The organism is Enterobacter sp. PL_is511 (assembly GCF_055816065.1).
Window position 1 is genome coordinate 1,559,576 of sequence record NZ_JBVPGP010000024.1, and the last position, 14,368, is coordinate 1,573,943.

A 14,368-nucleotide genomic window follows, 5' to 3' on the forward strand; every position below is an offset into this window, starting at 1 on the left:
CCCTCACGGGCCTGATTGATGAACGCTATGCAGCAGCCAGCCGTGCAAACGTCGCCGTTGGATTAGGTAACAGGATCCCACCGCTGGTAACCGATGCGTTGCTGACCGGTAAAGAACCATAATCCAGGAGTTTACGGGCATGATTGCCAACGTCATCCCAGTCCGCTTTCGCCGCATTGAGTTGCGCGATCAGGAAATAACCTAAATCGGGGGTCGCGCTGGTCAGCGCCGACTGGAAGACAATAAAGTCCTGTTCTAGCGTCTGCCAACCTGTCAGTAAAGAACCCGCGGCCTGAACCGCAGCAGATGCCTGGCCTGAAAGATTCTGAACAATCGTATTCACGTTTTTGGTGGCAGAATACTGTTGTTGTAGTTTTGTTCTGGTCGTAATGGCCGTGCTGAGCGCGCTGGTTTGCTTGGCATAGTCAACTCCCCCAGCAATGGCAACACCAGCACCGGCTCCAACGACCACCAATCCACCGACAATCAGTGCGGTACTGACGCCTGCGGTCGCAATTTCCGCCAGTGCCCCCACGGCAATCATTAATCCCCCTACCACTGCGGCGGTTGAACCCGCTGCAATCATAGTCAAGTCTTTACTCATGGCGGAATTAATAGCGTCGATTTGTTTCCCCAGTGCGGCAATTTGCCCGTCTTTACCGGCTAATGCCGCCTCTGCCGTCGAAAAATCACTGGCGAAATTGCGGGCATCTTCGGCAAGCGTGGTCTGGAACCCCCCCACTGAATTAACCACGGTATGCGTAGCGGTTTGTTTTTGAGCGACCAACGCCTGAAGTTGCTGAACACCCAGTTTAAAAGTATTAATTGATGCTGTGTCCGAAGGGTTTTGCTGTATTTTTACCGCCAGCTTAACCAAAGGATCATAATAGGAATCAAAATTGTTAGAGAAGCTCACAATATCCGTATTGGTTGAGATCATTTGCGGCTGTATGGCATCACGCCAGGATGTGGCATGGTCTCTGGCCTTTGCCTGATGTTCCGGTAGATCGGGTAATATATCAGGCAGAGAGAGATCGGCCTGTGTTAAAATGGTGCCTACATAGTTTTGAATAATCACAGCTGCCGTGGTTGAGGCATCAGCACTCGCTTTCATGTTATTACTGTTAATCGACGGATTAGTGCCGGCCTGTAGAATATGATTTAGCATTATTAAATACCCTTTCTGTTACTAAGATCGGAGTGAACTCTTAGAACTCAGTTAAATATAAAACATATTGACCGTGGCTAATCAGGTCATTTCATACCAAGGAAATCGTGTTTTAAGCTCACAACTTCTTTCAATAAGTGGATTAAAGCAAAGCCAAGTTAATAAAAAGCACTTATTTACGAAAAGACCGTCAAAGCCTGGAATGTTTTCCTAAATCACGCATTGACACAGTATTGATTGAAAGTTCAGATTCGGGTGATCCCGACAATATGCGGAGCCCCCTGCAAAGGCTGGAGGATTTCAACAATAGACTCCCACACCACTAAAGCAGGCGGAATTGAAGCAAGGCACTTGAAGCGATAATTTGTCCCGGCCACTAACTGCGTTGAGACGGCCTGCGGCTCATACGTTACACCAACAAATCCCGCCATGGCTTCTTTAAATACCTGCCAATCTTTTTCGGTCAACGTATGATAAGCCGTCCAGCCACCAACAATAGTCTCTTGATTCGACATGATATTGCCTCGATGTTAGTCATCCTACTCATTTGGCTTTTCGGAGTTCGCCCCATCTATTTTGAAATGGTTTCTGGAATCCATTTATTTCCATACATATTTGTAAAGAAAAAAACCACCAACTTCAATCTGGCAGAAGCTGCTTGTGATATATTTTATATTTTAACCAGTGCAATAACTGGCAATCAGAACGTTCTTAAATATTAGTGGTACAATCATTTCCCGCAACTGACTTTAATAATACGGAATTTCATTTTACTGCACCATGGTTTACATGGTGTAATGTGCTACTTTATAACATAAGCAAGGTAGCAATGATGGCTTTTTCATCTTAATCCAGAGCAATGCCTCAAGTGATTAATTATTATCAGAATAAACACCCCCTCCCCCAGAAAAAGGCAAAGAAAAATCGCTTTTGTTTTAAATTAACAATTAAGCAATTGTTAATGGTTAGTTTATTTATTAATCAAAGCTTAATTGTATAAATATTTTAAATTTTGATTTGTAGGCCTTTTTTCGGCTGAAATAAAAAACCCGCAAAGTTACCTGCGGGTTTTCAAATTGCCGTGCCGCCCATTTTCGCGACCACATGCAGACGGTACACTTCAGCAGGATCGATGGAGGGTTTACGGCCTCGAGAGGCTTCGCAGCGGATTAATTCTCTGTCATCTGGCGACGATGTTGTTGCGCCTGCTGCTGATGGCTGACCGAAGACTGGCCGTTATTCGCCGTCTCGTGTGCAATCGCCGCTTTCTCGTGTTCATTCATCGCGGAAAACGACGTCGCTGCTTCGTTAGTACCGCATGGACGGGTTTTGATCATCTCCTTATGCATTTCCGCCATGCTCTGGCTCGAATCCGATGTGTTGCTTTGCATCATGTCATGGGGCAGTGCTGCCTGTTTGTTGCTGTTTGTCTCTGCCGCCCAGCTGGATGCAGAAACCGCCAGGAGGGCAATAACAGATAAAAGGGTCTTTTTCATAACGGTATCTCCGAAGTTAAAGCGCCCAACAGTTGGAGGCCTTCTTTATAATGAATTATAAAAACCGGCTACTGTTTATCGCATGACTGGCGAGTGACATTTCTGTCACTCTATGAGCTTATTCCCTATCCTATTCCGGCACTCAAGGAATGAGAGATACAAAACGTTGATTATTCAAATAATTAGAAATTTATCCCGTCGCCTGCAACACTGTAACGAGGTGGCTACCAGCATAAGCAATGCCTCCCCGACACAGCTGCAACAGCTAAAGACTCAGTTGGCTGAAGAAATGGGCAAACCTGTAGGCCTACACACCATGGGGATTCCCGCGGCAATCAGTACTCTCGGGGTGATTGTCAGTTTCGCTATTCCTCAGCTGTGGCTGGGGTATGGCGTACTCGCCGAACTCGACCAGCCAGCGGGACACGTATTCGTCTGGGTTGTCCTGATCGCCCTTCTGTTCGCTGGCCTTAACGGCGTGACGATGTTTATGATTGGCAAAGGCAGCATGCGCGCCGTGAGGTTACACCTTACGCTGGCGGTGATAAGCCTGGTATTAACGGCAGCCTATCTGCTGGTCGCGCTGAGCGGTAGCGCTGCTCCGGGCGTCAGTCTGACCGCGGCGCTAGTGAGTACCGTCATGCTACTGCTTAGCGGCAGCTGTATCCTTTCCACCGCCTTCTATAAGATGCTGCTGTTTACTCTACATAATCGTGCCTGGCGCAAGCTTCTCAGCCAGACGCGTGCTAAAACAGCGCGCTAAGCGTTCATCCCGTAAAAAACCCGCCATCGCTGGCGGTTTTTTTTATGGCTTTTTATGCCTGCGCAACCAAATTAACTTATACGCCGCAGGAATAATAAACAGCGATAGCAGCGGAGCCGTGATCATCCCGCCAATCATGGGCGCCGCTATCCGGCTCATGACTTCTGACCCGGCACCGGTACCCCACAGAATGGGCAGCAGACCGGCAATAATCACCGCGACGGTCATCGCCTTTGGCCGCACGCGCAGCACCGCGCCATGATAAAGAGCGTCATCTAGTCCCTGTTCGGTGAACGTTTCCCGATGGGATAACGCCGGGTGCGCTTCAATGGCATGACGCAAATACATCAGCATGACCACCCCAAATTCTGCCGCTACCCCGGCCAGGGCGATAAACCCGGTGCCGGTTGCAACTGACATATGAAAACCCTGCCAGTAGAGGAACCATATCCCGCCGACCAGGGCGAACGGCAAGCTCATCAGGATCAGCAACGCTTCATCCACGCGACGGAACGCCAGATACAGCAGAATGAAGATGATCATCACCGTCATCGGCACCATCAGCTTCAGTTTCTTGTTGGCGTGTTCGAGCAGTTCAAACTGTCCGGAGAATGAGACGCTGGTACCCGGTCTCAGCTTTACGTTCTGACTGATAGCCGTTTTAATGTCGTTCACCACCGACACCATATCCCTGCCGCGGGCATCGATATAAATCCAGCTCGCAGGTCGGGCATTCTCCGTTTTTAGCATCGTGGGGCCGGAAACCACGTTGATATCCGCCACATCGCCCAGCGTGATCTGCTGTTTCATCGGCGTGAGGACAGGCATCTGCTTCAACGCGCTCGGGCTGTTTCGGTAGTCCTGAGGATAGCGAATATTAATCGGGTATCGGGCGACGCCTTCCACCGTTTCACCCACCGTCGCCCCGCCGATGGCCGAGGAGACAAAGAGCTGCACATCACCCACCGTCATCCCGTAGCGGGAGGCTTTTTCCCGGTTGATATCGACATCAATGTAGCGCCCGCCCTCCAGACGTTCAGCCAGGGCAGACACCACGCCCGGCACCGTTTTGGCTACCGCCTCAATGCTCTGCGCCGTGGCGTCAATATCCGACAGAACGGTACCTGACACTTTGATACCGATGGGGCTTTTGATCCCGGTCGAAAGCATGTCTATCCGGTTACGAATGGGCGGAACCCAGAGGTTCGCCAGGCCAGGCAAACGAACGGTCTTGTCTAGCTCGTCAACGATCTTGTCAATCGTCATGCCGGGCCGCCACTGATCCTCAGGCTTGAGCTGAATGGTGGTTTCCACCATTTCGAGCGGCGCGGAATCCGTTGCCGTTTCGGCCTTGCCGGTTTTGCCAAACACCGAGGCCACTTCAGGCACGGTTTTGATGAGTTTGTCCGTGGTCTGTAACAGCGCGGCAGCTTCAGCCGGAGAGACGCCCGGCAATGTTGACGGCATATACAGCAGGTCACCTTCATTTATCTTTGGCAAGAACTCGCCGCCCACCTGGCTCAGGGGCCAGATCACCGTGAAGATGGATAAGGCCGCAGCCAGCAGCGTTGTTTTAGGCCAGTGGAGCACACGAATCAGTAGAGGATGATAGGCTTTAATCAGTAGCCTGTTCAATGGGTTACTGGTCTCTGCGGGGATTTTACCCCGGATCCAGAATCCCATCAGGATGGGGATAACAATGATGGCCAGCGCGGCCGCGCCCGCCATGGCGTACGTTTTCGTGAAGGCCAGCGGACCAAACAGCCGCCCTTCCTGACCCTCAAGGGTAAAGATAGGAATGAAGGACAAGGTGATGATCAGCAGGCTGATAAACAGCGCGGGGCCAACCTCGACAGAGGCGTTGGTGATCACCTTCCAGCGCGTGGCGTTATCAATCTGCTCTCCCGGATGCAGGTGATCCCACTCTTCCAGCCGTTTGTGCGCGTTTTCAATCATGACGATAGCGGCATCCACCATCGCGCCGACGGCAATGGCAATGCCTCCCAGCGACATGATATTGGCGTTCAGTCCCTGGAAATGCATGACGATAAAGGCAATACACAGGCCAAGCGGCAGAGAGATAATCGCCACCAGCGCCGAGCGAACGTGCCACAGGAACAGGGCGCAGACGATGGCCACCACGATAAACTCTTCGAGCAGCTTGGAACTCAGGTTGTCGATTGCCCGATCGATGAGCTGGCTGCGATCGTAGGTAGTCACAATCTCAACACCTTCCGGCAGGCTGGCCTTCAGCGTCTCCAGCTTATCTTTCACCGCCGTAATGACCTCGCGCGCGTTTTTACCCGAACGCAGGATCACCACGCCGCCCGCCACTTCACCCTGCCCGTTCAGCTCGGCAATACCGCGGCGCATTTCCGGCCCTGTTTGTACGCGAGCAACATCACGAAGGTAAATCGGTATCCCGTTATCGCCGGTTTTCAGGACAATGTTATTGAAATCGTCCATCGTCTGCAGATAGCCGCTGGCCCGGACCATATACTCCGCTTCCGCCATTTCAACTGACGATCCCCCTGCCTCCTGGTTAGACGACTCAAGGGCCTGCTTAACCTCCGGCAGACTAATGCCGTACTGAGCCAGTTTTAACGGATTGACCTGGATCTGATACTGCTTCACCACGCCGCCGACGGAGGCCACTTCAGCCACGTTCGGGATCGTTTTCAGTTCAAATTTCAGGAACCAGTCCTGCAACGAGCGTAACTCGGCGAGATCGTGTTTTCCGCTGCGATCCACCAGCGCATACTCAAATATCCAGCCCACGCCCGTGGCATCAGGGCCTATCTCTGAGCTCACACCGGCAGGCAGTTTGCCCTGAACCTGGTTCAGATACTCCAGCACGCGCGAACGGGCCCAGTACAAATCGGTACCGTCTTCAAAAATGACATAGACATACGAATCACCAAACTGCGAAAAACCGCGCACGGTCTTTGCGCCGGGAACCGACAGCATGGTGGTGGTGAGTGGATAGGTCACCTGGTTTTCAACAATCTGCGGAGCCTGGCCGGGATAGCTGGTTTTGATAATAACCTGAACGTCAGACAGATCGGGCAAGGCATCGACCGGGGTGTTGATGATGGTCCATGTCCCCCAAACGCTGAGGAAGAGCGCCCCCATCATGACCAGGAAACGGTTGGCGACTGACCGCCGGATAATCCATTCAATCATCATCGTCTCCTTAATGGCCAGAATGCGCGCCGTCAGCCGTTTCAGCGTGACGCATGCGCTCCAGCGCGCCGGTAATATTTGCCTCCGAGTCAATCAGGAACAGACCGCTGACCACTACCGACTCTCCCTCTTCCAGTCCGCTACCAATGCCGGACTGCTGCTGAGCTTCATGCAGAACGTGGATCCTTTTCGGCACAAAATTCCCGTCCGCATCAACGGTAATAACGCGCTGTTCTTTGCCGGTATCGATTACGGCCTGGGAGGGGATCAGCAGCATTTCCTGGCTTTGGGTATTTAGCTTCAGGTACGCATTCATGCCCGGTTTCAGCAGTTCATCCTTATTGGAGACCTGCAGGCGCACCTGCAGCGTACGGGTGGTTTGATCCACGCTCGGCAGAAGACTCCACTTTTCAACCGGGAAGGATTTATCCGGATAAGCCGGTATGGAAACAGCAAACTGCGAGGTATCTTTCAGCAGATAAGCGATGGATTCAGGTACTGCCGCGCCGATCCAGACCGGATCCATTCCCTGAATTTGCGCCACCACCTTATCTTTGGAAATATTCATCCCGGTACGCAGGTCAAAGGCCGTGATCACCCCGTCGATAGGTGCCTTGATGGTAAACCGGGTCTGGATAGTGCGGGTCGCACGCAGCCGCTGAATATCCTCATCCGGCATACCCGCCAGCCTAAGCCGTTCCAGAACCCCTTTAATCTGCGTGGGCGTTCCACCGGTGCCGGAGAGCAGCAGGAACTCGCTCTGCGCTTCGACCCAGTCAGGAATGGTAATATCAATCAGCGGCGTTCCTTTTTTCACCTTATCGCCGATCGTCAGCGGGTAGACTTTCTCAACGAACCCTTCCGCGCGCGCCTGCACAATGACAAACTGATAGTCGTTATAGCTGACGTTGGCCGGGATCGTCTGGGCATAATTCAGCGTTCCGCGCGTCACTTTTTGCGTTTTTAATCCTAAATTCTGGACCTGCGTCGGATCGATACGGATACCGCCACCGCTTTTATCGTCATTTTCGTCCGCATATTTCGGGACCAGATCCATATCCATAAACGGTGATTTACCGGGCTTGTCGAATTTCACGTCAGGCTTCATCGGGTCATACCAGAAAAGGACCTTTCTTTCCGCAACGCTATTTGCTGTTTTTTCAGATGAATAAAGTGTCTGCCATGCAGTCACGGATATCAGCCCTCCGGCAATAAGGCTGCTGACTATCATGGCAGCGTATTTTATTTTTAATGAGGCCATGCCGTTTCTCGCTATTTAATGCTCTTCAGTAAAGAGATATTGCCCTGCTGAACAAATGAAAAATCAACGTGACTGCCGACCTTTAAGGCGTTGATGCTCTCATCGGCCTCAATAAAGGTGAAACGCATGGTCATCGCGGGCCAGCCAATCGCCGGGATGGCCTCATGAGAAATCGTGACTTTTTTATTGGTGAGATCAATGTCTTTCACGATACCGGTCCCGGTAATAACCTGCTCTGCGGCCCCTTCACGGGCGGCGCTCATCGCCTCGTGCTGATGAACCTCAGCCTGAAGGCCGGCAGAAAACGTCACGGCGATCACACCGAATACCACGGCTTTAAGTGAATTACGCATTTTTAGTTTCCTCTTTAAGTACAGTTATTCGACCCAACCGCCGCCAAGCGCGGTGAAAAGATTAATTTCATTAACCTGCCGGGCATAAATAAGGTCGAGAATATTTTGCTGCGTGGAGAAAAGAGAACGTTCCGCATCAAGCACTTCGATATAGCTGACCGCCCCGCTGGAATATAACCCTCTGGCCCGCTGCAGGGTGATGCGTAGCGAATCAAGATACCGCTGTTGCGCAGCAAGCTGCTGGTTAATGCTGTCCCGCAGCGCGAGCGCGTCGGCAACCTGTTTGAAGGCGGACTGAATTTTTTGTTCGTAATTAACAACCGACTGCTGCTGACGAATTTCAGCCAGCTTCAGGTTGGCCTTATTCCTGCCCGCATTGAAAATGGGAATTTCGATTTTAGGAATAAAATTCCACATCCCGCTCCCTGACGTGAACAGGCTGGATAATTCCGTACTACCTGTGGAAAGCCCGCTGGTTAGTGATATGGACGGGAAAAAGGCGGCACGCGCGGCGCCGATATTCGCATCGGCCGCTTTAAGCTGGTACTCCGCCTCCATAATATCCGGGCGCTGTAACAGTATCGCTGAGGAAAGATGGGGAGGCAGTTTTACCGGCGCGACATCGCCGGCATTCATGCCGCTGTCGCCCGGGAGCGCGCGATACGTGCCGAGGACCAGCTGCAGGGCATTATTGGCCTGCGCCAGCTCTCCCTCTCGTTTGGCAATATCTGCCTGCGTGCTTTCGATCTGTCCCCGGGCCTGCTCCAGCGCCAGGACGTTCGTACTGCCCGTCACCAGCTGCTGCTCAACGAACGCATAAGACTGCTGGTAATTTGTCAGCGTTTCCCGCGCAATACGCAGCTGTTTATACGCCAGCTGCTGGTTGAAATAGCTTTGAGAAACGTTAGAGACGAGCAGGATATGCACCGCGCGCCGGGCCTCTTCGCTGGCGAAATAGTTTTGTCGGTCAGCCTCGCTCATGTTCCTCAGCTTGCCGAAGAAGTCGAGTTCATAGCTAAGCGCAAGGCCCGCGTCGTACTGCTGCGTGGTGGGTTTGTCACTTTTAAGCCCGCCGCTGTACGTGATACCCGAAGAGGCATTCAGCTGAGGATAACGGTCTGCATCCGTCACGTTGAACTGCGCCCGCGCCTCTTCAACCTTCAGGGCGGCCATTTTTACATCGCGATTGTTATTCAGGGCTTCCGTAATCAGCCCCGCTACCTGCGGGTCGGCAAAAAAGGTGCGCCAGCCGGTGTCCTGATAACCCGCCACCGCGGGCGTCAGGCCGTTGCGCGAGAGTGAAAATTGCTGAGGTACCGGTGACGCCGGGCGCTGATAGTCGGGAGCCAGCGAGACGCAGCCTGCCAGGATAAATACCGTACTGATGCTAAGTCGTTTTATCAGGAACATAACGGTTCAAATGAAGTCCAGAGTATTTTTAGGGCTACTCTACGGAACACATCCTGTTTGACGGGTGACAGGATAATGACAATGTTGTCATTTTTAACGTAAGTCATTGTGAACGGTCGCGGGCGCCATAGAATGTCATCAGCAGCCATTCTGGGGAGCACGATGAAAATACTGATCGTCGAAGACGAAATGATAACCGGTGAGTACCTGTGTAAGGGGCTGACTGAAGCCGGATTTGTTGTGGACCACGCGGATAATGGCCTGAACGGCTACCATCTCGCCATGACCGCTGAATACGATCTGCTGATTCTGGATATCATGCTGCCCGATGTGAACGGCTGGGACATTGTCCGTATGCTCCGCTCTGCCGGCAAAGGGATGCCCATTCTGTTACTTACGGCTCTCGGTACGATTGAACATCGGGTTAAAGGGCTGGAGCTGGGCGCGGATGATTATCTGATTAAGCCTTTCGCCTTTGCCGAGCTGCTCGCCAGGGTAAGGACGCTGTTAAGACGCGGAAATACGGTGATCGCGGAAAGCCAGCTTCAGGTGGCTGACCTGACGGTTGACCTCGTGTCGAGAAAGGTCAGCCGGGCCGGAAGTCGCATCCTGTTAACCAGCAAAGAGTTCAGCCTGCTGGAGTTTTTCATGCGCCATCAGGGGGAAGTGCTTCCCCGCTCCCTGATTGCCTCCCAGGTGTGGGACATGAATTTTGACAGCGACACAAACGCGATTGACGTGGCGGTAAAGCGGCTGCGCGCGAAAATCGATAACGATTTTGAACCGAAGCTGATCCAGACGGTGCGCGGCGTGGGCTATATGCTGGAGGTGCCGGATGCACGTTAAGCTTCCCCGGCGCCCCTTTTCTCTTGCCCTGCGGCTGACCTTTCTTATCAGTCTCTCCACTATACTGGCCTTTTTCGCCTTTACCTGGTTTATGCTCCATTCCGTTGAAAAGCATTTCGCCGAGCAGGATATCAGCGATCTGCAGCAAATCAGCACTGCGATGCACCGCATACTGCAATCACCGGCCGATCCCGATCAAAAGAAAATCAGCAAGATTAAAGAGTCGATCGCCAGCTACCGCAACGTGGCCGTCCTGCTTCTGGATCCGCAGGGCAATACCCTGTTCAGCTCGGCGCAAGGGGCGGCTTTGCGCCCGGCAATGAACACGGCGAACTTTAGCGAACACCGTCGCGCACAGGATGTGTTTCTCTGGACGGTAGAAGACCCGGCCAACCCCATGCACGCCGGGTCCGACATGAAAATGGAAACCTACCGGATTATCGCCTCTTCAGGCACGGCGACGCTGCAGGGAAAAACCCAGGACTACGTCATGCTGATTGGGCTCTCCATTAATTTTCATCTCCACTATCTTGAAGCGCTGAAAAAGAATCTCCTGGCGATTGCAGCGGTTATCAGCCTGCTGATTATCCTTGTCATTCGCATCGCGGTGCGCCAGGGACATTTGCCTCTGCGTAACGTCAGCAACGTCATAAAAAACATCACCTCTGAAAATCTGGATGCACGACTGGAGCCGTCCCGCGTACCCGTTGAGCTGGAGCAGCTGGTCATCTCCTTCAACCAGATGATCGAAAAGATTGAAGATGTCTTTACCCGTCAGGCTAACTTTTCCGCCGACATCGCGCACGAAATCAGAACCCCCATCACCAACCTGGTGACGCAAACGGAAATCGCGCTGAGTCAGAACCGCACTCCGAAGGAGCTGGAGGATGTGTTGTACTCCAGCCTGGAAGAGTACAACCGGATGACCCGCATGGTCAGCGACATGCTTTTCCTGGCGCAGGCGGATAACAATCAGCTCATCCCTGACCGGGTGATGTTTGATTTAAGCGCCGAGGTCATGAAAGTGTTTGATTTCTTCGAAGCCTGGGCGGAAGAACGTCACATCGCGCTGAAGTTTAACGGGATGCCCTGCCTGATAGAAGGCGATCCGCAGATGTTCAGAAGGGCCATAAATAATCTGTTATCCAACGCCCTGCGCTATACGCCAGCGGGCAAAACGGTGACGGTCACACTGCGAAAACAGGATAACGACGTTGAGCTGGTGACAGAAAACCCCGGCACGCCGATCCCGCCGGCGCATCTGCCGAAGCTGTTTGACCGTTTTTATCGCGTCGATCCGTCCAGGCAGCGTAAAGGCGAAGGCAGCGGAATTGGGCTTGCTATCGTGAAGTCCATTGTTACCGCACATCAGGGAAAAGTCCGCGTGGAATCGGATGCGGTGTCGACGCGCTTCATCCTCACCGTGCCGGGGAAAGTGCTCTGAGCGTCAGCAAACAGCACGGCACACCTCAAGGACCTTTTCCCTGAGCCACCGGTGCGCCGGGTCCCTCTCCATGCGCGGATGCCACATCTGTGAAACCGTTATGGTCCGGGTCTTAAAGGGCAGTTCAAAGACGTGCACGCGCTCGGTCATCGCCTGATTGAGCAGGTATAACGCCGGCACCATGGCAATCAGATCGGAGGCCAGCGCCACGGATAACGCCGTCGGAAAGCCGGGCACCACGCTGGCGACCTTGCGCTTCATCCCGCGATCCGCCAGCGCCTCATCGACAAACCCGTGCAGCGATCCGTCCGGTGAGGCTACCACATGGCCCCAGGAAACATAGTCACTCAGGCTGACCTCCGGCTGCTCTGACAGCGGATGCCCCTTACGCACCGCGCCAACAAACCGATCCTGAAAGAGCCTTTGCAGCCGTATTTCAGGCCCCATGTTACCCTGCACGCCGATCTCCAGATCGACAAGTCCCTCACGCAAGTAGCGCGACGTTTTTTCCGGTTTCGGTGAGAAGCGGATGCACACCCCGGGCGCGACGCTCGCCACCGCAGCAATGAGCAGAGGCCCAAACGCCACCACAAAACCGTCGTTGGCCCGGATGGTGAACAGCCGTTCGAGGCTTTCCACCTTCAGCGCGTCGGTGGAGGGTTGCAGCACCGCCCTCGCCTCGTGCACGGCGCTTCTGGCGCGGTCCCGGGTAGCTTCGGCCCAGGGCGTCAGCACCATGTGACGACCAGCCCGCACCAGGATCGGATCGCCGGTCACCTCCCGCAGCCGGCTCAGGGTGCGGCTCATGGCGGAGGTGCTCAGGCTCAAACGTCGCGCCGCGCCCGCCACGCTGGCTTCTGCCAGCAAAACGTCGAGCGCAACCAGAAGGTTAAAATCAGGATCGGACACGATAGCTCCTCAGATATGGCGTCATGTGCAATGATTAAGTGCAAATGCTGCGTCTTCCGCCCTGTATACCGCATGATTATAGTTTCGTCATCACGATTCTTATTCGGAGTAACGACGATGACGCTCTTTTCAAACCAGCCCGGCGATGAAGGTTTACCCGGACATGAACGTGCCAGGGTGATGGCCGCCGTTATGACCACCACGCTGATGGGCGTTTTTGACGGTACCATGATCAACATCGCGCTCCCCTCCATGGCAAGAGCGATGCAGGTCCCCGCGAACGTTGCGGTCTGGTTCGCCAACGGTTATCTGCTGTCAGCGGCGATGACGTTGGCCATCTTCGCGGCGCTGGCAGCCCGCGTGGGCTATCGCCCGGTCTTTCTGAGCGGGCTTGCCACCTTTACGCTCACCTCGCTCGGCTGCGCGATGGCAACAACGCCGGAAATGTTAACCGGGATGCGAATTCTGCAGGGCATCGGCGGCGCGGCGACCCTGAGTATTGCTCCGGCTATCCTGCGCTCCGTTTTTCCGGGCCGGTTGCTGGGCCGCATTCTGGGGCTGCACGCCCTGCTTATCGCCTCCAGCACGGCGATCGCCCCGGTGCTCGGCGGAACAATACTGGACGCCCTGAGCTGGCAGTGGCTGTTCGCCATTAACCTTATTCCAGGCAGCATCGCCCTGCTGCTGGCATGGCGGGCCTTGCCGCGGGAATCGGCCGCTGACCGCACTCCCTTTGATGCGCCGGGCGCCGTGCTCTCCGCCGTGCTGTTAGGTTCAGCGATCATGCTGGCCGACAGCCTTCAGCACGTGACGCAACACATTAACCAGGAGGCCGTCTGCTGGGGCGTTCTCGCGCTGGTCGGCGCCTTAGCCTTTACCTGGCGGATTCGGCATGCACAACATCCGCTACTGCCGCCGGTGATGTTCAGAAACGGGCGCTTCACCCTCGCCGCGCTGACCTCGCTGGCGTCGTTTGTGAGCCAGGGGATCACGTTTGTCGCGCTGCCGTTCCTGTTTCAGAGCGTGTATGGCTACAGCCCGGTGGTGTCGGCGCTGCTGTTCACCCCGTGGCCGATTGGCATCGTGCTGATCGCGCCGCACGCGGGTCGCTGGGCGGATACGATCTCCGCGCCACTGATCTCGACCCTCGGGCTGGTGATTTTTGTGGGTGGGTTGGTCCTGCTGGCCACGTTGCCGGAGAATCCTTCCGTGTGGAATATCTGCCTGCGCAGTCTGGTATGCGGTATTGGATTTGGCTGCTTCCAGAGCCCCAATAACCGGGAAATGCTCTCTAACGTCGCGCGGGAATATGCCAGCTATGCCTCCGGCGTGTTGTCGATTGTGAGGACATTCGGCCAGTGTCTCGGCGCCGCCGTGGTGGGGGTGCTGCTGGCTGTCACTACAGGGTCAGATCATCAAACGCTTGATGACCGGGCCGTGCATCTGGCGCTGTGGATTGCGGTGATTGCCTCAACGGGATCGGTCTTATTTAGCCTGAGCAGGCTGCGCCCTGCGGTTCGGGCATCAGCGTAAAC

Annotated in this window: 12 protein-coding genes and 1 pseudogene; 4 read left to right on the plus strand and 9 right to left on the minus strand. The window is 54.2% G+C overall.

The features are described from left to right. Nucleotides 1-25: 25 nt before the first annotated feature. The 4 genes and pseudogenes from AC0TN7_RS23065 to AC0TN7_RS23080 form a co-directional block, all read right to left on the minus strand. A complete protein-coding gene (locus AC0TN7_RS23065) occupies nt 26-1,168 on the minus strand; it encodes an HBL/NHE enterotoxin family protein (RefSeq protein WP_417927404.1) in 1,143 nt (380 codons plus the stop codon). 245 nt (nt 1,169-1,413) lie between these two features. Next, entirely contained in the window at nt 1,414-1,683 is a 270-nt protein-coding gene (locus AC0TN7_RS23070) for a hypothetical protein (protein WP_417927405.1), read from the minus strand. A 559-nt stretch (nt 1,684-2,242) separates the two neighbouring features. Then, nucleotides 2,243-2,320, minus strand: a pseudogene (locus tag AC0TN7_RS23075) (recombinase family protein); the annotation flags it as partial. A 17-nt stretch (nt 2,321-2,337) separates the two neighbouring features. Beyond that, nucleotides 2,338-2,664 (minus strand): Silver-binding protein, encoded by a 327-nt coding sequence (locus AC0TN7_RS23080; protein WP_463726710.1) that lies wholly within the window; start codon nt 2,662-2,664, stop codon nt 2,338-2,340. Between the two features lie 289 nt (nt 2,665-2,953). Here AC0TN7_RS23080 and AC0TN7_RS23085 point away from each other — a divergent pair, with 289 nt between their 5' ends. After that, the gene (locus AC0TN7_RS23085; protein WP_420278284.1) at nt 2,954-3,427 is read left to right on the plus strand and encodes a hypothetical protein; all 474 of its coding nucleotides are present in this window, start codon (nt 2,954-2,956) and stop codon (nt 3,425-3,427) included. Between the two features lie 42 nt (nt 3,428-3,469). Here the strand turns inward: AC0TN7_RS23085 and silA are convergent, their stop codons facing one another. From silA to AC0TN7_RS23105, 4 genes are read right to left on the minus strand one after another with little or no spacing between them, the layout of a single operon-like run. Next, complete coding sequence (gene silA / locus AC0TN7_RS23090; RefSeq protein WP_473702489.1) at nt 3,470-6,610, minus strand: Cu(+)/Ag(+) efflux RND transporter permease subunit SilA; 3,141 nt, start codon at nt 6,608-6,610, stop codon at nt 3,470-3,472. A 10-nt stretch (nt 6,611-6,620) separates the two neighbouring features. Beyond that, entirely contained in the window at nt 6,621-7,871 is a 1,251-nt protein-coding gene (locus tag AC0TN7_RS23095) for an efflux RND transporter periplasmic adaptor subunit (protein ID WP_473702490.1), read from the minus strand. A gap of 11 nt (nt 7,872-7,882) precedes the next feature. Then, nucleotides 7,883-8,224, minus strand: a complete 342-nt coding sequence (gene cusF, locus AC0TN7_RS23100; RefSeq protein WP_473702491.1) for a cation efflux system protein CusF — start codon at nt 8,222-8,224, stop codon at nt 7,883-7,885. A gap of 24 nt (nt 8,225-8,248) precedes the next feature. Beyond that, nucleotides 8,249-9,634 (minus strand): efflux transporter outer membrane subunit, encoded by a 1,386-nt coding sequence (locus AC0TN7_RS23105; RefSeq protein ID WP_267216454.1) that lies wholly within the window; start codon nt 9,632-9,634, stop codon nt 8,249-8,251. A 162-nt stretch (nt 9,635-9,796) separates the two neighbouring features. Here AC0TN7_RS23105 and AC0TN7_RS23110 point away from each other — a divergent pair, with 162 nt between their 5' ends. Both AC0TN7_RS23110 and AC0TN7_RS23115 read left to right on the plus strand, forming a co-directional pair. Further along, the gene (locus tag AC0TN7_RS23110; RefSeq protein ID WP_473702492.1) at nt 9,797-10,480 is read left to right on the plus strand and encodes a copper/silver response regulator transcription factor; all 684 of its coding nucleotides are present in this window, start codon (nt 9,797-9,799) and stop codon (nt 10,478-10,480) included. Then, nucleotides 10,470-11,924 (plus strand): Cu(+)/Ag(+) sensor histidine kinase, encoded by a 1,455-nt coding sequence (locus AC0TN7_RS23115; protein ID WP_267216453.1) that lies wholly within the window; start codon nt 10,470-10,472, stop codon nt 11,922-11,924. The genes AC0TN7_RS23110 and AC0TN7_RS23115 overlap by 11 nt, the downstream gene beginning before the upstream one ends. 3 nt (nt 11,925-11,927) lie before the next feature. Here the strand turns inward: AC0TN7_RS23115 and AC0TN7_RS23120 are convergent, their stop codons facing one another. Continuing rightward, nucleotides 11,928-12,833 carry a LysR family transcriptional regulator gene (locus AC0TN7_RS23120; RefSeq protein ID WP_473702493.1) on the minus strand — a complete coding sequence of 302 codons (906 nt, stop codon included), beginning with the start codon at nt 12,831-12,833 and terminating at the stop codon, nt 11,928-11,930. A 117-nt stretch (nt 12,834-12,950) separates the two neighbouring features. On the opposite strand from AC0TN7_RS23120, the gene AC0TN7_RS23125 reads away from it, so the two are divergent. After that, complete coding sequence (locus AC0TN7_RS23125; protein WP_473702494.1) at nt 12,951-14,366, plus strand: MFS transporter; 1,416 nt, start codon at nt 12,951-12,953, stop codon at nt 14,364-14,366. Nucleotides 14,367-14,368 lie beyond the last annotated feature (2 nt).

Bases quoted from the DNA above. Each gene is read 5' to 3' on its own strand.
- AC0TN7_RS23065 (WP_417927404.1), bottom strand. From the start codon at position 1,168: ATGCTAAATCATATTCTACAGGCCGGCACTAATCCGTCGATTAACAGT.
- AC0TN7_RS23070 (WP_417927405.1), bottom strand. From the start codon at position 1,683: ATGTCGAATCAAGAGACTATTGTTGGTGGCTGGACGGCTTATCATACG.
- AC0TN7_RS23080 (WP_463726710.1), bottom strand. From the start codon at position 2,664: ATGAAAAAGACCCTTTTATCTGTTATTGCCCTCCTGGCGGTTTCTGCA.
- AC0TN7_RS23085 (WP_420278284.1), top strand. From the start codon at position 2,954: ATGGGCAAACCTGTAGGCCTACACACCATGGGGATTCCCGCGGCAATC.
- silA (WP_473702489.1), bottom strand. From the start codon at position 6,610: ATGATTGAATGGATTATCCGGCGGTCAGTCGCCAACCGTTTCCTGGTC.
- AC0TN7_RS23095 (WP_473702490.1), bottom strand. From the start codon at position 7,871: ATGGCCTCATTAAAAATAAAATACGCTGCCATGATAGTCAGCAGCCTT.
- cusF (WP_473702491.1), bottom strand. From the start codon at position 8,224: ATGCGTAATTCACTTAAAGCCGTGGTATTCGGTGTGATCGCCGTGACG.
- AC0TN7_RS23105 (WP_267216454.1), bottom strand. From the start codon at position 9,634: ATGTTCCTGATAAAACGACTTAGCATCAGTACGGTATTTATCCTGGCA.
- AC0TN7_RS23110 (WP_473702492.1), top strand. From the start codon at position 9,797: ATGAAAATACTGATCGTCGAAGACGAAATGATAACCGGTGAGTACCTG.
- AC0TN7_RS23115 (WP_267216453.1), top strand. From the start codon at position 10,470: ATGCACGTTAAGCTTCCCCGGCGCCCCTTTTCTCTTGCCCTGCGGCTG.
- AC0TN7_RS23125 (WP_473702494.1), top strand. From the start codon at position 12,951: ATGACGCTCTTTTCAAACCAGCCCGGCGATGAAGGTTTACCCGGACAT.